Origin of the sequence: Pseudoalteromonas luteoviolacea DSM 6061 (assembly GCF_001625655.1) — a bacterium.
Taxonomy (GTDB): Bacteria; Pseudomonadota; Gammaproteobacteria; order Enterobacterales; family Alteromonadaceae; genus Pseudoalteromonas; species Pseudoalteromonas luteoviolacea.
The window spans coordinates 1-25797 of record NZ_AUYB01000156.1 but is presented as its reverse complement, the minus strand read 5'-3'; the positions used below and the strand labels follow the sequence as shown (position 1 = coordinate 25797).

Annotated in this window: 20 protein-coding genes; 16 read left to right on the top strand and 4 right to left on the bottom strand. The window is 40.8% G+C overall.

The window, feature by feature from the left end; genetic code table 11:
• Window positions 1-73 precede the first annotated feature (73 nt).
• Window positions 74-1369, bottom strand: coding sequence for an alkaline phosphatase (locus N475_RS24125; RefSeq protein WP_063359775.1), 1296 nt, complete (start codon window positions 1367-1369; stop codon window positions 74-76).
• A 176-nt stretch (window positions 1370-1545) separates the two neighbouring features.
• Between N475_RS24125 and N475_RS24120 the strand changes: the two genes are divergently transcribed.
• The 3 genes from N475_RS24120 (at window position 1546) to rnd (ending at window position 5371) form a co-directional block, all read left to right on the top strand.
• On the top strand, window positions 1546-2421 hold the full coding sequence (locus tag N475_RS24120; RefSeq protein ID WP_081216138.1) for an alpha/beta fold hydrolase: 876 nt from the start codon (window positions 1546-1548) through the stop codon (window positions 2419-2421).
• Between the two features lie 118 nt (window positions 2422-2539).
• Window positions 2540-4189, top strand: coding sequence for a long-chain-fatty-acid--CoA ligase FadD (fadD, locus tag N475_RS24115; RefSeq protein WP_063359774.1), 1650 nt, complete (start codon window positions 2540-2542; stop codon window positions 4187-4189).
• 48 nt (window positions 4190-4237) lie between these two features.
• Complete coding sequence (gene rnd / locus N475_RS24110) at window positions 4238-5371, top strand: ribonuclease D (RefSeq protein ID WP_063359773.1); 1134 nt, start codon at window positions 4238-4240, stop codon at window positions 5369-5371.
• A gap of 59 nt (window positions 5372-5430) precedes the next feature.
• On the opposite strand, the gene N475_RS24105 is transcribed toward rnd, so the two are convergent.
• On the bottom strand, window positions 5431-6555 hold the full coding sequence (locus N475_RS24105) for an MBL fold metallo-hydrolase (protein ID WP_405127472.1): 1125 nt from the start codon (window positions 6553-6555) through the stop codon (window positions 5431-5433).
• A gap of 47 nt (window positions 6556-6602) precedes the next feature.
• Between N475_RS24105 and N475_RS25640 the strand changes: the two genes are divergently transcribed.
• On the top strand, window positions 6603-6857 hold the full coding sequence (locus N475_RS25640) for a hypothetical protein (RefSeq protein ID WP_155731025.1): 255 nt from the start codon (window positions 6603-6605) through the stop codon (window positions 6855-6857).
• A gap of 59 nt (window positions 6858-6916) precedes the next feature.
• On the opposite strand, the gene N475_RS24100 is transcribed toward N475_RS25640, so the two are convergent.
• Together N475_RS24100 and N475_RS24095 are read right to left on the bottom strand one after the other, a co-directional pair.
• Window positions 6917-7867, bottom strand: coding sequence for a carbohydrate kinase family protein (locus N475_RS24100; protein WP_063366086.1), 951 nt, complete (start codon window positions 7865-7867; stop codon window positions 6917-6919).
• Window positions 7864-9057: an AGE family epimerase/isomerase gene (locus N475_RS24095; RefSeq protein WP_063359771.1), complete on the bottom strand. Its 1194-nt coding sequence runs from the start codon at window positions 9055-9057 to the stop codon at window positions 7864-7866. The genes N475_RS24100 and N475_RS24095 overlap by 4 nt, the downstream gene beginning before the upstream one ends.
• A 226-nt stretch (window positions 9058-9283) precedes the next feature.
• On the opposite strand from N475_RS24095, the gene N475_RS24090 reads away from it, so the two are divergent.
• From N475_RS24090 to N475_RS24035, 12 genes are all read left to right on the top strand, one after another.
• Entirely contained in the window at window positions 9284-10555 is a 1272-nt protein-coding gene (locus N475_RS24090; protein WP_063366085.1) for a sugar MFS transporter, read from the top strand.
• Window positions 10556-10712: 157 nt separating this feature from the next.
• A complete protein-coding gene (locus N475_RS24085) occupies window positions 10713-13067 on the top strand; it encodes a GH92 family glycosyl hydrolase (RefSeq protein WP_063359769.1) in 2355 nt (784 codons plus the stop codon).
• A gap of 1 nt (window position 13068) precedes the next feature.
• The gene (locus tag N475_RS24080) at window positions 13069-13830 is read left to right on the top strand and encodes a basic secretory protein-like protein (protein WP_063359768.1); all 762 of its coding nucleotides are present in this window, start codon (window positions 13069-13071) and stop codon (window positions 13828-13830) included.
• Between the two features lie 174 nt (window positions 13831-14004).
• Window positions 14005-15894 carry a methyl-accepting chemotaxis protein gene (locus N475_RS24075; RefSeq protein ID WP_063359767.1) on the top strand — a complete coding sequence of 630 codons (1890 nt, stop codon included), beginning with the start codon at window positions 14005-14007 and terminating at the stop codon, window positions 15892-15894.
• 186 nt (window positions 15895-16080) lie between these two features.
• Entirely contained in the window at window positions 16081-16833 is a 753-nt protein-coding gene (locus N475_RS24070) for a DUF3450 domain-containing protein (RefSeq protein WP_063359766.1), read from the top strand.
• Between the two features lie 12 nt (window positions 16834-16845).
• Window positions 16846-18213 (top strand): MotA/TolQ/ExbB proton channel family protein, encoded by a 1368-nt coding sequence (locus N475_RS24065; protein ID WP_063359765.1) that lies wholly within the window; start codon window positions 16846-16848, stop codon window positions 18211-18213.
• Between the two features lie 3 nt (window positions 18214-18216).
• Complete coding sequence (locus tag N475_RS24060; RefSeq protein ID WP_063359764.1) at window positions 18217-18744, top strand: MotA/TolQ/ExbB proton channel family protein; 528 nt, start codon at window positions 18217-18219, stop codon at window positions 18742-18744.
• 16 nt (window positions 18745-18760) lie between these two features.
• On the top strand, window positions 18761-19171 hold the full coding sequence (locus N475_RS24055; protein WP_039610430.1) for an ExbD/TolR family protein: 411 nt from the start codon (window positions 18761-18763) through the stop codon (window positions 19169-19171).
• A gap of 9 nt (window positions 19172-19180) precedes the next feature.
• Window positions 19181-19786, top strand: coding sequence for an energy transducer TonB (locus N475_RS24050; protein ID WP_063359763.1), 606 nt, complete (start codon window positions 19181-19183; stop codon window positions 19784-19786).
• 21 nt (window positions 19787-19807) lie between these two features.
• Entirely contained in the window at window positions 19808-21112 is a 1305-nt protein-coding gene (locus N475_RS24045) for a tetratricopeptide repeat protein (protein ID WP_063359762.1), read from the top strand.
• 199 nt (window positions 21113-21311) lie between these two features.
• Window positions 21312-22925 carry a hypothetical protein gene (locus tag N475_RS24040; RefSeq protein ID WP_063359761.1) on the top strand — a complete coding sequence of 538 codons (1614 nt, stop codon included), beginning with the start codon at window positions 21312-21314 and terminating at the stop codon, window positions 22923-22925.
• A gap of 81 nt (window positions 22926-23006) precedes the next feature.
• On the top strand, window positions 23007-25721 hold the full coding sequence (locus N475_RS24035) for a TonB-dependent receptor plug domain-containing protein (RefSeq protein ID WP_063359760.1): 2715 nt from the start codon (window positions 23007-23009) through the stop codon (window positions 25719-25721).
• Window positions 25722-25797 lie beyond the last annotated feature (76 nt).

The following is a 25797-nucleotide window of genomic DNA, read 5'->3' as shown; positions in this document are numbered from 1 at the left end:
GATTTAGTTGCGCAGAACATAGCTATACGTTACCCTACAAAGGGAGCCTGCTTAACTGCAGGCTCCCTTTTTATTATTTTTCTATAAATGAAATGAGTTTTTCGGCTATTTGTGTGTTATTTTGCGAACCAATGAAGTGCTCTTTGCCTTCACCATGAGCAAAAACTTGAACGTCAATAGCGGTATGACCTCCTGTTGTCCAGCCAGTGAAGCTTGCTTCATTTATAAATTTGTTTATTGATGAAAACAGGGCTTTATCTCCCTCAGATTTAGCCGCTTTTAGCGCTTTTTCTATATCTGAACTAAATTTCAAACCAGTGAGTGATTCCCAATCTTTCTTCACATTTTTACTGTCTTTCAGTACCTTAGTGATATGTTTTACTGATGCTTTTACATTGGCAACCACGTCTCTTTCCCAGCGATAGTCACCGTCCGCACCCAGAGTCAGCCCACCAGTTGAGTGATCAGCTGTAATCACCAATAGCGTATCTGGATTTTGGTCAACATAAGATTTAGCCAAAGAAATAGACTTGGCAAAATCGTCCATCTCTCTCATTGCACAAGCGATGTCGTTTGCATGTCCACACCAGTCAATTTGGCTACCTTCAATCATGACGAAAAAGCCTTTCTTGTTACTGTCTTTGTCCAGTAAAGATAGGGCTTTTTCGGTCATTTGGGTCAATCTTTCTGGGTCTTTATCGATAGCATAAGGCATGCCTTTTTCTGCGAATAACCCAATAGCAGGAATTGCCTCTATCGTGTTGAGTGCACTTAAGTGGTCTACGTATTGATACCCAGAGCGTTTAAATTCGGAGATAAGGTTTCTGTCATCACGGATAAAGTACTTGGTGCCACCACCAAGCATAAGATCAACCGGTAATTTGCCATTCACTTTTACGTCGACATAGTCGTCAGCAATTTCATTGTAATTACGTCTGGACTCATTGTGCGCTGCAAAACTTGCTGGTGTTGCATGGTTAATTTGAGAAGTTGCGACCAAGGCGGTTGTTTTGCCTTGCTCTTTAGCCATTTGCAGCATTGTTTTTAATGGCTTTTTATTAGTATCGACTGCAATTGCACCATTGTAGCTTTTTATTGCAGTACTTAGCGCTGTTGCACCTGCGGCACTGTCCGTGACAACCGTATTGTCATCAGGATATGTGTGTGCCATACCAACCAAAATTGAGTCAAAAACCGTTGGTTCTACTGTTTTGGTGTTTTTATCGTCTTTATAGTACCTATACGCAGTAGTGTAAGCTGGACCCATACCGTCACCAATCATGTAGATGATGTTTTTTGGTGCTGCAAGCAGTTGACCACTGCCAAATATGGATATTGCCGCTGCAATGGCCGTTAATTTGCGTGACATAGTAATTCCTTCGATTTCCCGTGTTTGATTGTGAGCGATTAATTGTACAAGCGTAAATTTGTCACACCTTTAGTTATCAATATCTAAGTGAGTGAACAATTTTGATTATTTGCTTATCCGCTCTGATTTTATCGCGTATGATCATAGCGAAATGTGGATGTGATGAATATCTTTAAATGTTGATTAATAAAAAAAACGAGATGAAAGACTATTTTGAAGAGGGCTTCGCTTGGCAGCAAATAGGTAAAGGCAGTGTTGCAGTTATTTGCCTACATGGTTGGCTTGACAATGGTAATAGTTATCAACCTTTAGTTGGCGAGCTAGCTCAAAGTGAAAGAGACAATTACACATGGTATCTATTAGACTTACCGGGACATGGGCAATCAAACTGGAAATCAACAGACGCAGGCTATTATTTTGTAGAGTATGTGTATGATGTGATTCGCTTTATGAAAGCCGCAAATATCACAGAAGCCCATTTTATTGGGCATTCGATGGGAGCGTTAATCGCAAATTTGTTTACAAGTCTGTATCCTGATAAGGTACTGAGTTTAGGGCTAATAGATGGTGTTGGTTTAATACACCAAGGTTCAGCAAGTGCAAAACAAAATCTTCTGAAAGCTTTTCGCGCTCGGGACCGCGCTTCTAGTCAGGAAACGAGATGGTTTGACGATAGGCAAAGTATTATCAAAGCGAGGGCGAGTGTGTCAGATTTTGATGAAAGCCTTGCACAAGTTTTAATGTCACGCAGCATAAAGTGCGAAAACGGCCAGTATGCGTTAACTTCTGACCCTAGAGTAAAACTACCATCTACTATGCGTTTTAATCAGGAACAAGCATACAGTTTATTAGATAAAATTTCAGTAGACACTATGCTTATCTTACCTGAACATGGATATCCTCAGATGCGTGATAATATGAGAAAATTTCTTTCATGTTTTGATAGAGTTAGGGTAGTCGAAGTGGCGGGGGGACATCATTGCCATATGGAAAACCCAAAACAAATACTTAAAGAGATAGTCTCTCATATCGAAAAGCAAGGCGCTTGTTGATTGTAACTTTGCTTGAAATATGGGAATATCCAACGTTTAGAGTATTTACTCAATTGTTTAAGTGCCTTATTTGCTTTAAGGTAAATATAAAAAAAGAACGAGAATACAGGAGCTAAGAGTGGAAAAAATCTGGCTAAAGCGCTATCCAGAAGGCATGCCGGCAACGATTGACCCAGAGCACTACAACTCGCTGCTAGAATTAATAGACGAAAGTTTTACGAATTATGCTCAATTACCAGCATATTCGAATATGGGCAAGACACTTACATATCAAGAAATTGATAGTGCAACTAAAGCAGTTGCGAGTTATATCCAGAATACGCTTAAATTAGGCAAGGGCGACAAAGTTGCAGTGATGATGCCTAACTTATTGCAAACACCAATCACGATACTTGGTGTTTTACGTGCAGGGTGTACTGTTGTTAATGTGAACCCACTGTACACAGTGAGGGAGCTGGAGCATCAGTTAAATGACTCAGAAGCAAAAGCGATTTTTATTTTAGCAAACTTTGCAAGTACTTTGGAAAAGGCTCTGCCCGCAACGAACGTTAAACATATCGTTTTGACACAGATAGGTGATTTACTTGGTGGTGTTAAAAAGCACCTAGTGAACTTTGTCGTCAAAAAAATTAAAAAGATGGTTCCTGCATACAATCTACCTAATGCAATTCCTTTTGCACAAGTTATATCAGCAGATCCTAGCGGTTATAATAAACCAGAAGTATCGCAAGACGATTTGGCATTTTTGCAATACACAGGTGGTACAACAGGTGTGTCTAAAGGCGCAATGTTGACGCATGGGAATATGGTCGCAAACCTAGAGCAGGTATCTGGTTGCTTAGATAAAGTACTTGATAAGGGTAAAGAAGTGGTTATTACTGCACTACCGCTTTACCACATCTTTGCTCTAACAGCTAACTGTCTCACCTTTATGAAGTATGGTGGTCACAATATATTGATCACAAACCCAAGAGATATGGCTGGCTTCGTAAAAGATTTGGCAAAATACCCGTTTACCGTTATTACCGGTGTAAATACGCTATTTAACGGCTTGCTGAACACAGATGGCTTTGCAGATTTGGATTTCTCAAACCTGAAAGTGTCCTTGGGCGGTGGTATGGCTGTACAGCGTCCAGTTGCTGAGCGCTGGCAGTCAGTAACAAAGTCACGTTTACTTGAAGGTTATGGTCTAACTGAGTGTGCGCCTCTAGTCACGATTTGTCCTCTTGATCTTGATGGTTACAACGGTTCAATCGGTTTGCCTGCGCCAAGTACCGAATTAAAAGTTGTGTTAGAGAATGGCGAAGAAGCACCGAAAGGTGAGCCAGGTGAATTACTTGTAAAAGGACCGCAGGTTATGGCTGGTTATTATAACCGCCCTGATGCTACTGCTGAGTGTCTACAAGATGGGTGGTTTGCAACTGGTGATATTGCAACCTACGATGATGAAGGTTTCTTCTATATTGTAGATCGCAAAAAAGATATGATTTTGGTTTCGGGTTTCAATGTGTTCCCGAACGAGATTGAAGAAGTGGTAGCAAGCCATGATGGAGTGCTTGAAGTAGCAGCGATTGGTGTCCCGCATGAGGTAAGTGGCGAACAAGTAAAAGTTTTTGTTGTCAGAAAAGACCAATCTTTGTCAGAAAAAGATATAATAGCGCATTGTCGTGAGAATCTAACAAACTACAAAGTTCCTAAAATGGTTGAATTCAGAGATGAATTACCAAAAACGAATGTAGGAAAAATACTACGTAGGGCGTTAAAATAAGAAAAACCGGCGAAAGCCGGTTTTTTTCGCTATAGCGAAGGAGTAAATGTGCAGTATCGGTTTATTCAGAATCAAACTGAATTAGATGAATTTATAAAGTTAATCTCGAAAGCTAAAGTATTGGCAATTGATACCGAGTTTATGCGTCGCAGAACTTTGTATCCAGAGAGCGCGCTTTTTCAGGTTTATGATGGCGAGCATTTGGCGTTAATAGACCCTTTAATTCAACTCGATTTTGCAGGGCTTTGGGAGCTGTTTACTGCTTCTGATGTAATGAAAGTTATACATTCTCCATCTGAAGACATTGAAGTATTTCAGAATTTTGCCGGTATTTGCCCCACACCGTTATTCGACACTCAATTTGCACTGCAACTGTTAGGCGAAGGTAATTGTGTAGGCTTTGCCAACATGGTGAAAAACCTACTTGATATTGAGATTGATAAAAGCATGTCGCGCACGGATTGGTTAAAAAGGCCACTGTCTGGTAAGCAGTTAGAGTACGCAGCGGCAGATGTATTTTATCTACTACCTTGCTATGAAAGTATATTGGAAAAAATTCAGCAAAGAGGACTCATCGATATTGTAATTTCAGAGAGCAAGCTGATTTCCCAAAAGCGAGCGTTTCGCACTCCAGACGAGTACCTATATCTAAATATTAAAAACGTATGGCAACTCCGTGGCAGAGATTTGGCGGTATTGAGAGAACTAGCTGCTTGGCGACTTAACAAGGCTGAAAAGAAAAATATTTCAGTAAACTTTATTTTGAAAGAATTGAACATGGTTGAAATTGCCAAGAGACGACCATCCTCGCTCGCAAGTATGCGTAATATTCCTGAAGTCGAGGCCATGGAAGTAAACCGTTCAGGTAAAGAGATATTAGCCTGTATTGAGGCTGGAAAATCTGTTTCAGAAGATGCGCTGCCTTCAAAAGTAAAACGTCTGATTGACTTTGCGGGATACAAAAAAGCTGCGAAAGATATTAAGGGGCTTATTTCTGCTGAAGCGCAAAAACACGATATTCCAGTGGATGTAGTTGCATCTAAAAAGCAAATTAACCAAGTTATTAGTTGGAACTGGAAGTTGTCTTCTGAGCAAAGGAAAACAATGATAAAACCTGACCTGTTTCAAGGTTGGCGAAAGCAATTACTAGGCGATACCTTAAAGGCATGGGAAGTTGAATAAGCGCTTGTAAAATTCAGCATAAGCTAGCGACAGGTATGCTTGTCGCTAGCTTTGTAGCTCTATAAAATTACTTTTTCACCTTCATTAAGGATGTATAAAGGGATTTGGCTATTCAGTTGCTTTTGCATATGCAGTAACCTAAAAAGCGCAGAATGCGAGGTATGATCGCCCATTTTCCAACTGGCATTTCCATAACCCCATGGAATTATCACGCCGCAATTCATATCTTTAGCAGCTGTTAGCGCATCTTCTGGGGTTAGGTGCACATTCCGGTACCAGTTGCCATACTCCTCATGGTGATAAGATGCGATTGGGATGAGGCAAACGTCAATATCACCATATGCTTTATGAATGTCTTTAAAGTGGTTTGAGTAGCCAGTATCACCAGCAAAGAATACCTTTTTACCGCCATTCTCAAGCAGCCATCCACCCCAGAGAGTTTCGTCATCGTCATTGGTAATAAATGGCACGACTATTCTATTGCTGAAATGATGAGCTGGCACAAAGTGAACCTTTGTGTCACCCACGCTGTAGTCAGAATACCAAGGCATTTCAACAATGTCATAACCGCCATCAGGGAAGTAATTGGCAAAGTTAAGAGGGGTTAGATACTTGGTATTGGTGCCAATTGTTTCGATATCTGCTTTGTTGAAATGATCATAATGAATGTGGGAATAGACCACTGCCTGAGTAGCCGCAAGCTCATCATCTGTTATATGCGCTGGTGTATCACGATAAAAGCCGCCGCCTAAGTTAGCAAAAGCCCAATCAATGGGCCAATCGAATTGCTCTGTGACCGGATCTATGAGTATTGTTTCATTTGTCGGCGTTGTAATTACAAAACTTGCATGGCCTATCCAGCGAACGGAAAAGTCATTTGACCCAGGCAAATCTACTAAAGGGTTTTGTCCAACAAATCGACATTGCTCCATGTCAGTTTCACATTGAATATCTTTGGTTTTGGGATAACAATCCTGCTCACATGTGTGAGGGTAACTTTCAGGCCTTTTATAAGTATTAGCAAATTGATGGGTGTAACCTTCGGTTTTCTTGTACTTAATGTCTATTTGAGAGCTAAGCTTTTCCACATTGTTAGGCGCAGCGCAACTAGCCAATAGAGGGATAAGGGACAAAGAGAGGATTTTCTTCATATATGTAACTTCAATGTTCTTGTTGTATTTCATTTCACCTGTCTCTATTCTGAAACTTTATAATACAACTGTGAGTAGTTATGGATCGTGTTTCTGACGAGACTTGGTACGCAGTATTATTGTTCTTCGCGCTGATAATAGTACCGTTTTTGGTTGGCTTGACAATATTTAAAATGTATCGAAAAGTGTTTCCAGTAAAGTCTTCAGATAACCTATCAGTCGTTGAGGAATTAGACGCCCAAAGGCTTGGATTTTTTAGACCGTTCTTGATTGGCTGGGTACTATGTGGACCAATGGTATATTGGTTTTATGACACATTCCTCGCTTACTTGTAAGATAGAAATACGTAAATAGGCTCCTCCTTGAGCCTGTCTCACACTTAAGAAAGTTTGTTTTAACTAATGTCGTGCTTTGTAGGTAAAGATGAAAATGCACCATAGCGAGTGACTGCATACGCGCCACATTTTGACGAAAAATTGATGATGTCGATTATTTCCTTCTCATTTTTATAAAGATCAGAGAATGTGGATTCTGATAACCTACGAACAATATCAGCTAATAATCCGCCTACAAAAGCATCTCCACCTGCCGTAGTATCAACAGCTTTGACACTTGGCGGCGATATATAGCCAGAAAAGTTATTGGTGAAATATCGAATATCATTTGGACCGTCAGTGACGATTAAAAGCTTTACATTTGTTTTAAAGATAGCTTCGATTGTTTTTTGCGGATCCTGATCTGGGTGTGCATGTTTGTTTAAAAACATCAGCTCTTCAGAAGATAGTTTGACCAAGTCCGACTGAGATAAAATATGCCAAATTCTCTCTAAGCAATTATTCATGGAAGGCCAGAGGTTTTCGCGCAGATTCATATCGAAACTTTTCACTAAACCATTCGCTTTTGCATGCTGCATGGCGGTTACTGTCGTTAAATAGATATTTTTTTCTGTCAAACTATTGGAGCAGACGTGCAGTACCTTGTTTAATGCAAACATTTGTGGGTCAAAATGTTCAACCCTAAATAACAAATCAGCCGCAGGCGGACGGTAAAAGCTAAAGCTACGCTCTCCGTCCTGATCCAGAGATACAAATGCAAGGGCTGTTTTAGCTTCAGGCGTAAACTTAACATACTGGGTGTTGACCTTGTGGGCTTGTAGCTCTTCATTAATAAAGTGACCGAACATATCATCACCAAGCATTCCACAAAAAGTGCTATCTACACCTTGTTCAGCAACCGCGACCGATACATTGGCAGGGGCACCACCTGCAAATTTTGTGAATGATTCAGGCTGTTTTCCATCAGATAGAAAATCTATTAAGGCTTCACCAAAACAAATTACGCTCATTTATTTACCTCTTGCAATTCATAGGCTCTAAGAACTTCATAACATGCCCCCATAGTGTGATAGTCAGTCTTTCCTGCCGGACTTTTTTCATCACTATAAGCTTGGTTATCTTGCGTGAGTATGCGGTACCACGCACCATAATTATGGTCGATCATATGGTCCCAACTATATTGCCAAATTCGGTCATACCACTGCCAATATTTGTCCTCGCCAGTTGCTAACGCGAGTAGTGCGGCAGCTGCGAAGCTTTCTGCCTGTACCCAAAAATATTTATCAGGGTCGCAGATGGACCTATCAGGAGCAAACCCATAATATATGCCACCATGTTGTTCGTCCCATGCTGATTTTAGCGCTTCATCAAACAAAAACTGTGCTTTTTCAACCATCCAAGCTTCTGGCTTATGTCGATTTAGTATTAGTAGGAGTTTGGTCCACTCAGTTTGATGCCCAGGTTGGAATCCCCACGGCCTGAAAAGGTGCTTAGGGTTGTCTTTATTATAATCCCAATCAATTTTCCAATCGCTGTTGTAATGCTCCCAAACTAGTCCTTGAGCAAGTTCTGCTTGTTTTATTGTCATTGTATGGGCGAGGGTGTACGCACGGTCCAAAAACTTCTGGTCATTTGTGGCTTCAAAGCACATTAACATTGCTTCACACATATGCATGTTGGCATTTTGGCCGCGATACTTATCGGCATTTTCTAATTGTGCGTCGTATTCATCTAAATACAGTGAAAATTCTGATTGAAAATATTTGTTTTCAAGTAGCGTCCATACTCGCTCAATAGTTGGTAATACGGACTTTACCCCTGCTTTATATGCCATAGCATTTGCGAGTAACACAAAAGCTAGTCCATAACAGTGGTTAGTTAAATCACTAGGTTTTCCGCCTTCAATTAACCATGCATAGCCACCACTTGGTTGCTTGTGTACTTGCTCTAAATAGTCAATACCATGTTTTACAAGATCCAAATACTCTTGTTTTGACGTATTGAGATAAGCCATTGCATAGTTGAATACGAACCGCGTGCTTGAGACTAAATGACGGGTAGTCTTGTCATAGATTTCGCCGTTATCCTTAAAAAATTGATAAAAGCCACCTGTGTTATCAATACATCTTGGATGATAAAAGGCCATAGTTTTATCAATATGTTGCTGCAAAAAGTCTTTGTTTTTAAAATCAAGCGACATTAATCATGCTCCACTTTTTAATCGCACAACGGTTGAGGTTTTCCAAGTTACGCGCATTTGGGGTACCCAAATGGCTTGTTTGGAAAAGAATAGCAACCTGTATTTTCTCATTTATCTAGTTACTCTAGCATCTTAAAAAAAATAATGGAACGATCCAATAAAACATTTGTGATTTTCTTGTAACAATGTGTAGAATCATTACATCCTTTAACATGGAGTAATCCGAGTGAGTGAAATTAACACCAATCAAACGTTTGTTGCAGGCGCACAGAACAACGAAAAAAACTACTTTTTTCCGCTAGCAGCAATGACAACCCTGTTTTTTTTATGGGGCTTTATTACCGTTTTTAATGATGTTTTAATCCCACGCTTGAAAAGCGTATTTGACCTGAACTACACAGAAGCAATGTTAATCCAATTTTGCTTTTTCATTGCTTACTTCGTCGTTTCTTTACCTGCCGGAAATCTAGTAAAACGCTTTGGTTATCAAAAAGGCATTATTACTGGATTATTAGTTGCAGCTTCGGGCTGTTTGTTGTTTTATCCAGCCGTAGTCGTACATCAGTATTGGATTTTCCTCGCCGCGCTTTTTGTTATGGCGTCTGGTATTGTTATTTTGCAGGTATCTGCCAACCCTTATGTGGCAGCGCTTGGCGAACCTAAGACAGCTTCAAGTCGTTTAAACTTAGCGCAGGCTCTCAATTCGTTGGGTACTACACTCGGGCCAATTGCTGGCGGTATGCTACTGTTTGGTGCTGGTGGCGCGATGGCAGTAGAAGCAGCAAGCGCAGACTCAGTTAAGGTACCTTATTTGATTATTGCAGCTGTTCTTGTTGCCATTGCTGTGGTGTTTGCATTTTTAAAGTTACCAACCATCGCAGAGCATACTGAGGAGCAAGATTGCAAAGCCAAAGGCCACAACTTAAAAGAAGCACCTCATCTTATGATGGGGGTCGTCGCAATTTTTTGTTACGTTGGTGCTGAAGTGTCAATTGGTAGCTTTATTGTTAACTACTTTGCAGAAGAGCATATTGGTGGGCTGGATGCACCTACAGCGGCCAAGTTATTAGGCTATTATTGGGGTGGTGCAATGGTTGGTCGCTTCATTGGATCTCAAGCGCTGAAATACATAGCGCCTTCTAAAGCATTAGTATTCAATGCCATTTGTGTAATGCTGTTACTTGTTATGACTATGTCTACACAGGGCAACATGGCAATGATCGCAGTACTTGCGATAGGCTTGTTTAACTCCATTATGTTCCCAACTATCTTCACTATTGCGATTGAAGGCCTAGGTTCATTGACAAGTAAAGGGTCTGGCTGGCTATGTTTGGCTATCGTAGGTGGTGCAATTATACCTCTATTACAAGGTGTTGTAGCAGATAGTATGAATATTCAGATTAGCTTTATAGTACCTCTGGCATGCTACATTTTCATTGCTTGGTATGGGCTGAATGTAGTTAAGCTATCTAAGCAGTGGCAAGATAAAGTAGCTTAAAGCAACTCTTCTTATGAAAGGGGCAAGCGTTCGCTTGCCTTTTTTGTCTTAAATTTATAAATTTCTATCTCAATGCTATTGAATACGTATTCATAGACGTTGTATATTAAAACCGCTTGGAACGATCCAAACATAATTTACAATAAAGGAGAGGCACATGCATCGCTCAATTTGGGCCGCAGCTATAGTGTCACTTACTGGACTTTCTACGGTAAGTGAAGCACGCGAGTCAAACACACAGTGGGTAGATACGTTTATCGGTACCGGTGGGGATGGTCATACATTTCCAGGTGCTGTAGTTCCATTTGGTATGGTCCAACTTAGCCCCGACACAGATAATCCAATGCGCGGTGTGTCACCGCAGCCAGAAATATATAAGCGCTGTGCAGGCTATCATTATGACGATACAACCATCGTTGGTTTTTCACATACACACTTTTCTGGGACTGGACATTCAGATTTAGGCGACTTATTGGTAATGCCAATCACTGGCGAAGTAAAGCTTGATGCTGGTACAGCAGAGGATCCAGACTCAGGGTATCGCTCTCGCTTCTCTCATGACAAAGAGTGGGCGCAGCCGGGCTACTACGGCGTTGAATTACTAGATTATGATGTCACAGCAGAATTGACTACAACCACTCGTGCGGGCATGCACAAATATACATTTAATAGTGCTAAAGACGGACATATCTTATTCGACTTAACCAGTGCCATCTATAATTTTGAGAATAAAGTTATCTGGAGCGATATTCGCAAGGTTGATGACAGAACGTTGGTCGCTTACAGAGCGACAAATGGTTGGGCGCGAAATAGGCAGATGTATTTTGCAATTCAGTTCTCGCAACCAATTGATGACTATCAATTCATCAATTTAGATAACATGCGTTATCGTTGTATGAATTGTCTTGATAGTAAACAAAAGCATTCAACCATTGAAAACAAAGCGGTGAAAATGACTGCCGGTAAAGCAGTTAAGTTTGTTGCATCTTTTAACAATGTTGATCAAAAACCTGTATATATGAAAGTAGGTTTATCAGCTGTAAGTCGGTCTAATGCGTTGGAAAACTTACAAACTGAGATACCTCACTGGGATTTCGAAAAAGTAAGGGCACAAGCGAAGCAAGATTGGGCTAAATACTTAGATAAAGTAGATGTTGAAGGCACTCGCTCTGAAAAAAGACAGTTCTATACTGCACTTTATCATGCGCTTCAAGCACCGAGTATTTATCAAGATGTCAATGGGCAGTATCGCGGTGTAGATGGTGAAATCCATGATGGTAAAGGTTTTGAACACTATACGTTATTCTCGTTATGGGATACATATCGTGCATTACACCCATTGTTGACATACATCGACCCAGATCGTGTATCGGGTATGATCCAGTCAATGCTAGTTCACTACCAACAAAGCTACGAAAAAATGCTACCAATTTGGTCGTTCCATGCGCATGAAACCTGGACTATGATTGGCTATCATGCAGTTTCAGTTATTGCAGATGCTTATCTCAAAGGTATAAGGGATTACGATATCGACCTAGCGGTGGAAGCGATTCAAAGTACCGCAAATAACCCCGTCTATGACGCTATTCCGGAATATAAGAAGTACGGCTATGTGCCAATGGATGTATTGCCAGAGTCGGTCTCTATTACACTAGAGTATGCTTATAACGACTATGCAATTGCACGTATGTTTGAAGCAATGGGTAAGAATAAATTGGCGCAACAGTATTATGCACGCGCTATGAGCTACAAGAACGTATTTGACCCTGAAACACGTTTTATGCGTGGTAGAGATTCGAAAGGCAACTGGAATAAAGACTTCAACGCATACGAAGCCAAATATATGGGCCCGTTTACTGAAGGCAATTCAATGCAATATAGCTTCTATGTACCGCAAGATGTTGCAGGGTTAATTGACTTAATGGGCGGTGACGACGCTTTTGAGAAGCGTTTGGATGACTTATTTGATACGCCTCTGTCAGCGGACATGATTAAAGAGCATGAGGACATCGCAGGCCTAATTGGTAACTATGCACACGGCAATGAGCCAAGCCACCACATAGCATATCTGTATAACTATGCTGGTAAGCCTTGGCGTACTCAGGAACGAATTCGCCAAATTATGGATACTCTGAGCTCAGACAAACCAGACGGTCTTGCAGGAAATGACGATGTTGGTCAAATGTCAGCTTGGTACATTTTCTCAGCTATGGGGTTCTATCCAGTGTCACCTGGTGATTTGTCATACGCAATTGGTGCACCACAAACACCTAAAGTTACGCTGAAGCTTGTAAACGGAAAGACATTTACAACGACTGCAAAAGGCCTAAGCAAAACGCACAAATACATTCAATCTGTAAGCTTAAATGGCAAGCCGCTCAATCGTAATTATCTTACCCATGCGGATATTATGGCTGGTGGTGAGTTGAAATATGTGATGAGTGATAAGCCAAATAAAGCGTGGGGCCGCGATAATAGTGCACGTCCACCTTCGTTGTCAGAGTACAAGTAAAATGAAAGTAAGCGCGATATGTACTCCGATTGCTATAGCTGTGGGCATGTTTGCCCACAGTGTTTCGGCAACAGAAGAAATTGACACTAAGATAAAGCCCGTTCATTTTGAATCAAACATCGAGTGGTTAACTTTCAAATTACCAAACGTGCAAATACGTTACTTTAGCAAAGAGCAAGTAAGTATATGGCAACACGTTGATGTTGAGCTGGTAAAACAGATTTCGTATAACGTCGCTCGTATCTTATATAAGGAGGAAGGTAAAGCACCTAAGCTACCTCTTTTAGAAATCATTCTTGAAGATATGGAAGGCGTAGCATACAAAGAAGGGGACTTCACTGGTGCAAAGATACACATCAGTGCTCAATACTTAAAAAAGTATCAGCAGTCTCACCCACAACAGGCACTATACGATGAGTTGATTGGCATTCTATACCATGAGATTGCACACGCATACCAACTTGATGATCACAACTATAAAGAAATAGGCCCGATTATTGAGGGTATTGCTGATGTAGTTAGAATGAAAGGGGGTTATGTCGATTTTTCCAAACGAAAAAAGGGTGGAAATTATGACAGTGGCTACAAGACTACCGCGTTCTTTTTACATTGGCTAGAAGAGCACCATCATCCCAATTTGTTGGTAGAACTAAATGCCCAATTAGACCCCTTTGATAACAAAAAGTGGAGTTGGGGTAGTTTTTCATCATCGATGAAAATAAACCTTGATTCTGCTTGGAGTAATTATCAAAAGACGCTCTAGTTTTAGTTCTTTTTTCTTATATAAAAGGTAAGCAATGCTTACCTTTTTTAGTGCCCATTAAAAATAATTCAATAAATTTATAATAATTACATAAAAACTGCCGATAAGGTGGGACAAAACTTTTATTATTTGATACAACCTAGTCAGTAGTACAAAAGAAAAAACAGGATCTGCATGTTTAGCGCATTCAAATTTACCACCAAAATCACTCTCGCAGCATCGGTAGTTCTGGTCATCGTACTGAGCCTGTTCACCGTAAATAATTTCATCTTAATGCGTTCACAGACGCAAGATCAATTAACACTTGTTTTACAAGAAATATCAGAGTCTGTATCTCAAAATATTGCCAATTGGCTAAATGACCGATTGGATATTGTGCAATCTGTTGCCGAAGGCCACAAGCGCTCTGACAGCGAAGAAGAAGTGCGCAGAAGGCTTCAAACTGCTGCAAATGCAGGTCACTTTAAAAATACGTTTATTGGTACACCCAATGGACGGTTTGTTTTAAATGACCCAAATATCAATTTACCGAGCGATTTTGACGCAACGACACGTCCTTGGTATCAACTTGCAATGCAAAAGCGTGATACTGCATTTACGTCACCTTATTTAGATGCCACTACCAACGAGTTAACAATCACAGCTGTAGTGCCAATTTATCAAAATGGTCAGCTTTCGGGGGCAACTGGAGGTGACATTGATATGGCAACGATCACTGAAATTATTAACGAAATAGACTTTTTAGGGTTTGGTTATGGCTTTTTACTTAACGGTGACGGACGTATATTGAGCCACCCAAATACGCAATTGAATGATAAAAATATGCAAAGTTTGTTTGGGCAAAAATTGGCATTGAATGAGTCATTTGTTGAATTAGAAATCGACGGTACGGAAAAGCTAGTTTCATTTGTAAAAATGCATGGCATAAAAAATGTTGAGTGGTACTTGGGTGTTGTTATCGACAAAGAGATTGCATATTCATCCATTTCTTCATTTAGAAATATGGCGCTTATTTATATGCTATTAGGTGTTGTAGTGATTGTTGTAATGATGCAGCTGTTACTTAAATACTTGATGAGACCGATGAATCACCTTAATGAAGCGATTAAAGATATTGCACAAGGAGAAGGAGATCTGACTCGCAGGTTAGTAGTTGAAAATAACGATGAATTTGGCGAGCTTTCTAATTATTTCAATTTATTTGTAGAAAAGATCCACCAGAGCATTGCCAAAGTAAAGGAAACCACTTTTGCACTTGAGCAAGTTATGGAAGGTCTTCAGAGTCAAACGCAAGATGCGCTAGATATTTACGTTGAACAAACCAAGCGAACAGATAATGTCGCGACGGCAATAAATGAATTGTCTTCTAGTGCGATTGAAATATCAAACAATGCCAAACACGCGTCTGAACTTGCAACAGGTGCAAATACGCTTTCAGATGATAGTCAGCAGGCACTTAACTCAAATATTGAAGAAATAGGCGCGTTAAGCTCTAAAATGCAAGAAGCGCAATCTACTATTGATGGGCTTGACCGTCTGACAGCGAGTATTGGACAGGTACTTGAGGTTATTAAGGGGGTTAGCGAACAAACCAATCTACTGGCACTTAACGCGGCGATAGAAGCTGCACGGGCCGGAGAAGCAGGGCGAGGCTTTGCGGTAGTTGCGGATGAAGTTAGGCAGCTTGCACAGCGTACGCAGGAGTCTACTCAGGAAATCGAAAATACCATTGCTGAGCTGCAACAAGGTTCAGCATCTGCTGTATCAGTAATGAAGCTGAGTATTGAGGACTCAAGTGCGAGTGCCGAAAAGGCGCAGTCTGCGGGCACTAAAATGCAAGAAGTATCTCATGCCATTGAATCTATTGATGGGATGAACGATGCAGTGGCAAATGCAACGCAAGAACAAAATACTGTGATTCAATCATTGGATAGTGATATTCATGGTATCAGTGATCTTTGCGTGCAAGGCAGTGCGAGCTTGCAGCAGACGTTACATGAATGCAAATCTTTAAAATTGCAATTTGATGAACTTGAAAACATGATGAATAAATTTAAAGTATAAATAAACAAAGGGCTGCATTAACGCAGCCCTTTTCAGTATTTTAAAATATCGAATAAACCTTCCTTTAAAATAATATTACACCTGTCACATTACTGTATTGAACGCGCAACACGGTTGTCATTTTTAATATTTAAACTGCACACACTTCAAAATTGGAACAAGCAAATATTATAAAAGGTGTGTGAGATGAAGTGCGTTAACCAATTGCTTTTAGCGGGCGCGTTTGCAGTAGCAAGCAGTGCGCAAGCAAACGATCTCAATCAAGTAATAGACTCTAGCTCTGAAATCAATAAATCAGCGCTAACCTCTCAAAATAAGATCGATGCGATCTCAGATAACATGCAGTCTCGTCTGCAGCAATTCAGAACGCTTAACAAGGAAATTGAAGGCCTTGTTGTATACAACAACCAATTAGATAAGCAAATTAAAAATCAACTTGAAGAAATGGCCGCTATTAATGCGTCGATGGATCAAGTGTCCGTGATTGAGCGTCAAATAACGCCGCTTATGCTTCGCATGATTACCGGTCTGGAACAGTTTGTAACGCTAGATGTTCCTTTCTTAAAAGATGAGCGTGCAAACCGTATAGCAAAATTAAAATCAATGATGGACCGCGCTGATATCACATCAAGTGAAAAGTTCAGACGTGTACTTGAAGCGTATCAAGTAGAAGTTGAGTATGGCCGTACAATCGAAGCTTATACAACGCTATTAGAAGTTGACGGTCAAGAACGTGAAGTGGATATGTTACGTATTGGTCGCCTAGAGTTGTTGTACGTGACAAAAGACTCTGCAAAAGCTGGTAGTTGGAATAAAGAAACAAAGCAATTTGATGCATTGCCAAATACCAATATCAGCCAAATCAACAAAGGTGTTCGCATCGCTCGTAAGCAGCTAGCACCAGATATGCTCACTCTTCCAATCCAAGCTGCTCAATAAGAGGTATAACTAATGAGCTTTTTAAAATCATTCAGCCGTAAAGCACTGTTCGTTTCTGCATTTGCTCTATCTAGTTCGGCTTTTGCTGAGAAAGCAATGGACTTGGACTCACTTCTTAAAACGCTAGAAGCAGGTCAATCAGCCCAGACTGAAGAGAATAGACAACGCGAAGCGCAGTTCAGAGCGCAAGAAAGTCAACAAGTTAGAATGCTTAACGCGCTAACAGCAGATCGTAACGCGCAATTAAGTCGTTCTGAGCGTATGGAAACCCAGTTTGAAGAAAACGAAATTAAATTGGGTAATTTAAGTGATACTTTGTCGAAGAGAATGGGTTCACTAAAAGAGTTATTTGGTGTGCTTCAACAGGCATCCGGAGATGCCAGCTCAAAGTTCAGGACTTCAGTTGTATCTGCACAATTCCCTAACCGCAGTGATGTAATGGATGAGATGGCCAAGAAAATGGGGTCAACATCTAAATTGGCATCAATTGAAGACATCGAGCAAGTTTGGTTTGAACTTCAACGCGAAATGACTGAGCAAGGTAAGGTTTCTAGATATACCTCTGAGGTTATCGTTGACGGTGGGTCAAAGGTGAGCAAAGAAGTGATGCGAATTGGTGCATTTAATCTAATCGCAGACGGAAAATATCTAAACTACAGTGCAGAAACAAACACAATCGCTGAATTGACTCGTCAGCCAGTAGCACGCTTCCAACAAAGTGCTGGCGACCTGCAAGGGGCGACCTCAGGCAAAGTTGATTTTGCTTTGGATCCGACAGGTGGCTCGATTCTAGGTTTACTCGTTCAAGCGCCAAACACAAAAGAGCAAGTAGAGCAAGGTGGTGTAGTTGGTTACGTTATCTTAGCAGTTGGTGCGCTAGCACTGCTTATCGCGCTGGAACGTTTTGTATCTCTTATGATCATGGGTGCTAAGATCAAGCGTCAACTCAAAGACAAAGTTGCCAAAGAAGACAACCCTCTTGGCCGCGTAATGAAAGTTAAAGATCAGTACCCTGATGTTGCGTATGACACATTAGAGTTGAAATTAAGTGAGGCAATCTTGAGAGAGATGCCAAAAATCACGCGAAACTTGACACTAATTAAGATCATCTCTGTTGTAGCACCACTACTAGGTCTACTAGGTACAGTAACTGGTATGATTAATACCTTCCAAGCGATTACGTTATTTGGTACAGGTGACCCTAAATTAATGGCAGGTGGTATTTCAACTGCACTTGTAACGACCGTGCTTGGCCTAGTTGTGGCAATTCCTACTGTGTTCTTGTACACCATTTTGAACACTCGCTCTCGCAACCTTCTGCTAATCCTACAAGAGCAGAGCGCTGGTATTATCGCTGAGCGAAGCGAGAAAGGAGCTTAATCAATGGTACTTCTAGTAGATGCAATAACTGCTCTACAAGAGTTCCTCGATACGGGTGGCCAGGTACTTCTGGTCATCGCAGCAGTTACATTTGCCATGTGGCTGCTTATCCTGGAGCGCTTTATGTATTTCTTTGGGAAGTACCGTAGTTATAAAAAGCAGATTGTTGAAGGCTGGCAAGCACGTGGCGAAAGAAATAGTTGGAATGCAGAACAAATTCGCCAAGCAATGATTTCAAAAGCCGGTATAGAGTTAAATAACAACTTACCTTTTATCAACGTTATGGTAGCGCTTTGTCCTCTCCTTGGCTTGCTAGGTACTGTAACGGGCATGATTGAAGTATTTAATGTAATGGCAATAACAGGCTCAGGCAGTGCGCGTTCAATGGCTGCTGGCGTATCTAAAGCGACAATTCCTACAATGGCAGGCATGGTAGCGGCACTTTCAGGCGTATTTGCGTCAACTTACTTGCAAAGAAAAGCCAAGCGTGAAGTTGAGCTATTAGAAGATAAGCTGCTGTTAGATCACTAAAGAATTTGAGGTAAAAATGAGAGCTCCATTAGCAAAAGTTTTTCAAGAAGAAGAAACTGAAGAAATTAACATGACGCCGATGTTGGACGTTGTATTCATCATGCTGATTTTCTTCATTGTAACGGCTTCGTTTGTAAAAGAAGCAGGTATTGATGTAAACCGTCCTGAGGCAGCGACAGCTGTTAAAAAACAACGCGCAAACATTTTGGTTGCGATCTCAGACAAGGGTGAAATCTGGATTAACAAGCGTCAAATCGATATTAGAGCGGTACAAGCCAATATTGAGCGTTTAAAAGCAGAAAACCCGCAAGGTAGTGTTGTTATTCAAGCGGATAAAAAAGCCACAACAGAGATCTTAATCAAGGTTATGGATGCGTCAAGAGCAGCTGGTGCGTTTGATGTCTCAATCGCTGCCCAAGAATCTTAAGGTAAGACGATGCGTTATATTGTTGCGTTATTGATTGCTGGTGTTGTTACTTTCTTTTTGTTTCTCGGTATGCAGGCATTGATTACGGGTGGCGAAGGCACAGCCACCGAGCCAGTAAAAGGCAAGGTACTTGACTTTGTGAGATTGAAAAAAGAAGAAACAGTCCAGAAAAAGGAAAGAAAACCAGAGAAGCCGCCAACGCCAAAAGAGCCGCCACCTCCTATGGATGCGCCTCAAATGCAGTCTAATAACTTAGATGCTGGCGCTTCAAACTTTGATTTTTCTGCCAATGTTGATGCTGATGTCGACTTAGCTGGTGGCTTGGCACTGGAGTCTAGCGATGGTGAATATCTTCCGATAGTTAAAGTAGCACCCGTTTATCCTCGAAGAGCGCTCTCTAGGGGGATTGAAGGATTTGTAATCGTTGAGTTTGTAGTGACTAAACAGGGCACTGTTCGTGACCCAATAGTTGTTCAAGCTGAACCAGAAAACATTTTCGACAGAGCTGCAATGGAAGCTGCACTTAAGTTTAAGTATAAACCTCGCGTTGTTAATGGCGAAGCCGTTGAAGTAGCAGGTGTTCAAAATAAAATTTCATTCCAAATAAACGGTTAGTGGAATTTAGGAGTTTGAATTATGAAAGTGATTAAAAATTTACTTGTACTTAGTGTCAGTGCAGTAGCCGTTAATGCCGCTATAACACTAACTTCTCTTGTACCTGAGGTGTCTATTGCGACTGCATATGCTGAGACCAAAACAAAACGAGTACCAGCGCTTCGCGAAAAAGTGTACAGCCAGTTGGCTAGAGCTCAAAAGTTAGCCGATGAAGGCAATGTTCAAGAGGGGCTAGAGGTTTTAGATTCAATCAAAGACCGAGCTTCTAGTATGAACTCATATGAAGTTGCCATGATGCATAACTTTTATGGTTTCATCTATTACAACGAGAATGACCTTGTAAATGCTATCGCGTCTTTTGAGAAAGTAGTTGCAGAAGAAGCGATACCAGAATCGCTGAAACTATCAACTACTTTTAGCCTGGCACAGTTAGCAATGGCAAATGGTGATTATGCTAAAACAGTTGAGTATTTAGATGATTGGAAAAAATTAAACACTCAACCAATTAAAAGCAACTTTTATACATTGAAAGCGCAAGCTTTATATCAAAATAAAGATTATAAAGAAGCTCTAGAAAATATAAATAGTGCGATTGGCCTTGCTGAATCAAAAGGTGAAATACCAAAGGAAAACTGGTTGGTTTTACAAAGAGCATTATATTATTCCCTAAATCAGCCTGGTAATGTAATAAATACTATAGAAAAAATGGTCAAGCTTTTTGATAAACCCCAGTACTGGATCCAGTTAGGCGGTATGTATGGAGAAGTGGGCGAAGAGTCTAAACAGCTGGCTATTTTAGAAACTGCGAAGCAACGAGGTTTTATTAAAACTAAAACTGAGATATTGCAGTTGTCTCAAGTATACCTATATAATGGCTTGCCTTTTAAAGCTGCTCAAACATTAAAGTCAGGGGTTGATTCTAAAATAATTGAGCACTCCGCAAAAAATTTGTCATTTATAGCCGAAGCATATGTTCAAGCCAAAGACGACAAAAAATCAATAGAGTTTTTTGAGGCAGCGGACAAAATGGTTGACCATGGCAACTTTCAGCAACGACTTGCTGAAGTATACATAAACATGGAAAACTACGATGATGCGGCTGATGCAGCGAGAAACGCCTTAGACAAAGGCAGTTTAAGCTTTGAGTCAAATGCATATGTAGCACTTGGCATGGCACAATATAACTTAAAGAATTTTGATGCATCTATTTTAGCATTTGAGCAAGCTGAAAAGCATAAAAAATCTGCGAAGTTAGCGCGTCAATGGATTAAATACGTGCAGAAAGAGAAACTTCATGAAGAAAGTTTGAAACAAGCCACGCTATAAGAATAAGATTTTATATTCGCAACACCAAAGCTGCCTTCGGGCGGCTTTTATTTTTTTAATAATAAATATTAAAAATTTAATTAAATGCTCGCTTGTCATTTTAAATTATAAAATCTGTAACCCATCTGTAACACGATAAATCTAACCTAGATCCAATAAATAAATACGGTTATAACAATTATATTCTTTGGAGACCAACATGAACCTTTCTGGTTTATTTAAAGTAAGCTTAATTTCTTCTGCTCTTGTACTTGCTGGCTGTGGTGGCGATATTAACGTTAACCCAACTACGAATGATAACCGAGTTGATAACTCTGTAGATAACGTAACTAATCCAGACCCAGTTACAGATCCTGATAAAGGTGTAACACTAGACTGTGCTACTTATACTCTTGACGGTACTGTGTTCTCAGGTGAGCAAGACGGCAAAAACTGTAAGTATTCTCAAGCTTTTGCTAGTGACGAAAAAGACATTAACGCTTCTTTCCTTATCAAAGCTCTGCCAGACAACGGCGCGCACATTTTCGAAGGCGCTTTGTTCATTGGTTCAGATGTTGATACTTCAAAAGGCGGTTCAATTGACCTTGACGGCCCAACATTAACAATTGAAGCAGGCGCGACAATTGCTTTCACAAAATCAGATAGCTTTGTACGTGTTGCACGTGGTGCAAACATCCAAGCAGTGGGTGAAGTAGACAAGCCAATCACGTTCACTTCAATCTTCGAGATTGATGGCGATGATACGACTACTCCAGCGATGCAGGACTGGGGCGGTATCCAGATCAACGGTTTGGCTACAACAGTTGAGTGTTCTAAAACTGAAGCTGAAACTGGTATGTGTAACATTGCTGCTGAAGGTGTGGTTTCATACTACGGTGGTAACGATGATACTGATGACAGCGGTACGTTGAAGCACGTTGTTGTTAAGTTTGCTGGTAACGGTGTAGAAGGTGATGAGCTGAATTCAATCACGTTGAACGCTGTAGGTTCAGGCACTACTGTTGAGTATGTACACATTCACCAAGGATACGATGATGGTATCGAGCTATTTGGTGGTCAAGTAAACATTAAGCATATCGTGGTAACAGATACAGCTGATGACGGTATTGACTGGGATACAGGTTGGAAAGGTAACGGTCAGTTCATCCTTGTTCAAACGCTTAACCAAGGAAACCACGGTTTTGAAACTGATGGCGGTAAGAAAGACCCAACATCAGCAGAAGGCTCTGACCGTGCAACTTCTGGTTCAAACCCGACTATCGCTAACGCGACTGTTGTAAGCAATGGCATTAAGGGCCCACGTGGTCACGGTGCTGGTATGGAAATGAAAGAGTGGGGCAAAGCTCAACTTCACAACATGTTATTTGTAAGTAAAGGCACTGAAGACGGCGCTGCGTGTTTCGACCTATATAATGAAAAAGATGCGTCTAGCACAGCTGGTATTCACGCAAACGCTGTTGCAGGTGACATCAAATTCCACAACTCTATCTTTGCATGTGCGAAAGACTTCGAAGATATTCACACAGCACTTGAAGGCGACCTAGCTAGCTTTGATATCGCTCAGTGGTTCACTGGCGGTGGCAACCAGCTTGTCGGCTTTGCAAACTTTGAAAATGTACTAGGCGCTGACATGGCGACTACTAACGGTACTATCAAAGATAAAGATGGCAACAACGTAGCTGTTGAGTCTTCTAAATTGAGCGAAGACAACTCTTTCTTCACTGACGTAACGTACATCGGTGCACTAGGTGAAGACGAAACTGACACTGAGTGGGCTAAATTCGTAGCTGAGTCAGTAAAGCGTACTCAATAATCTAAGCCATATCTAATAAACAGTTAATGGGCGCTTTAAAGCGCCCTTTGTGAATAAATATTTGGTTTAGAGGAATTACAAATGAAACCAATCAAAGTGTTCAAAACAAATTTGATAACTATTTCTTTGCTTTCTCTTTTGAGCCCTTTGTCTGCAAGTGTAATGGCAGAGGAGACTGCTCAAGAAATCGAAGAAGTCGTTGCTGTAGGTAGTCGTCTAAAAGGCAGCGCGAGTGCCGTTATCGAAGAGCGTAAAAACCAAGCTTTTGTTGCTGATATCATGGGTTCTGAGCAAATTTCAAGAACGGGTGATAGCGATGCGGCATCAGCACTTCGCCGTGTAACTGGCTTAAGTTTGGTAAACGATAAGTTTATCTACGTGCGTGGCCTTGGTGAGCGTTACTCAAGCGTTCGATTAAATGGTGCACAAGTACCGAGCCCTGACTTAACACGTAACGTAATACCTCTGGATATCTTTCCTTCAAGTATTATTGAATCTCTTGCAGTTCAAAAAGCATACTCACCTGACATGCCAGCAGCATTTGGTGGTGGTGATGTAAACATCAGAACAAAAAGTATTCCAAACGACCGTGTAATTAAAATTGAAGTGGGTGTTGCACACAAAAATACCAACGACAAAGGTTTTGTATACAACGGCAGTGATGACGATTGGTTGGGTGAAGACGATGGCCTAAGAGCAATGCCGCGTACCATGACTGATGCACTAAATCGTTATGTAAATGGTATCTCTGATATATCAGTGCTTAATATTCGTGATATTGAGTCAAAAGAACGTGGTACTGATGTATCGCAGGCTGAAGCGATAGCTATCAATAAAACCCTTACTAAGTCTCTACATCGTGACTTTGGTATGGTTGAAAAAAGCTTAGACCCAGATGTTGGTGGTAAGCTTGTTTATGGCGACCGATTTGATGATGTATTTGGTTTTGGTGGATCGCTAGGTTTCTTGTTTTCCGCTGCTTATGACCATGAGTGGACCCATAGCAAAGGCTACACAGCAGTTCTGTCTTCTACAGAAGTAAAAACAGAAGACTGTGGTAAGTCAGATCTCGAATGTTACTCTTCGAGAAATGACAAAGAGTCAACAAAGAAAAATGTTAAACTCAATACGTCATTGAACCTTGGCTATAAGCTAGATGGCCATGATTTAAACGCAAGCTATATGAAGTTGAAAGACACTGAAGATGAAGCTTCAATCGCGTTATATCAAGAGCCTTCAAAGTCGTTAAGTATTGCAAGTGGCGAAATTCAACGTAAGAACCTAACTTCTTTTGAAGAGCGTGAGCTTGAAGTTGTTCAGTTCCGTGGTACTCACAACATCGAGTACGATTTCATCAAGGGAGTGGGTTTTGACTGGCAATATACGGACTCTACAGCGACGACTAATATTCCTAGTGAATTAGAAATCACTGCAAGAGACCGTTATACCGATGGTGTTTACACTGAGACCTATACAAGTGGTGCTCTCGGTGGTGACCCGTTCCTATATCGTTTCGTTGATATGGAAGATCAGGTTGAAAACTACGGTTGGAATTTATCTAAGGCATTCTACTTTGACTCATCTGAACTTGAAGTCAAAGGTGGAGGTTACTTTGTAGATAAAACGCGTGAATACCGCACTGATTTCTTTAAATATCGTTTTGGTCCAAGCGAAGAATTAACGCTCGCGACAAACAGAAACGAAGCGCTTGGTATTGGTAGCTACTTCAGAGATGACACTCGTGTTGATAATACTGAGGTTGAAATTCAGTTCCAGGAACCAAATGCAGATGACTACATTGCTGCACAAAAAATCGATGCATATTACGGTAGCTTTGACTACGTTTTCGCCAACGATTGGCGTGTGTCGGGTGGTGTAAGATATGAAGATTTCAGACAAGTTGCACTTGCTTACTCGCGTTCAGCTTTTGACCCTGCTTTGCTACAAAACAAGTTAAGTGCAGAAGAGATCCAAAAAGCGACTGTAATGCAAGACGATACATTTGGTTCACTGTCGATGACCTACAGCCAGCCAACTTATCAAGTTCGTGCAGGTTGGGGCCAAACTATCGTAAGACCTGACCTTCGTGAATTGACGCCTGTTCAATATCAAGATCCATTAACCGACTATAGAACACTGGGTAATCCAACGCTTGTTTCTAGTAACCTAGATAACTTTGATGTGCGTGTTGAGTTCTATTTCGAAAGTGGTGATAACTTCTCGGTTGGTGCTTTCTATAAAGACATCGATAAGCCGATTGAAGCGCAGCTTAATGAACGTGATGGCCGATTCACTCTGGAATTTGAAAACGCTGACTCTGCATATGTTTACGGTATCGAAGCTGAATGGCTTGTTGAGCTATCGTCAGACTTCCTTGGTGGTGCATTCTTCACATCTGGTAACTTAACAGTAAGTGACTCTGAAGTTGAAATCCTAGAAAGTGCCCGTGGTGATTTAACAAACCTTAAACGCCGCATGACAGGTCACTCTGAGTATGTTGCTAACTTACAATTAAACTATGACTCGCATGACGGCAACCACCAAGCGTCAGTTATTTATAACGTGTTTGGTGATCGTATCTTAGCGGCAGGTGTTAACGGGTTTGATGACGCATACGAGCAGCCAATCAATTCACTGGATTTAGTTTACAGTTACTATCCAACGTTTAGCACGACTGTAACTTTCAAAGTGAAGAATCTTCTAGACCAAGATTTCGAAGTTGAGCAAAATGATGTGCTTATTCGCCAAAAAGAAACAGCGCAACAAGTTAGCTTGGACTTTGCTATTGAATTCTAATTGTTGAATATATCAGCTAACAAAAAGCCGCTTTATAGCGGTTTTTTTATTTATTAAGGGCCTTGTTGATCAAATA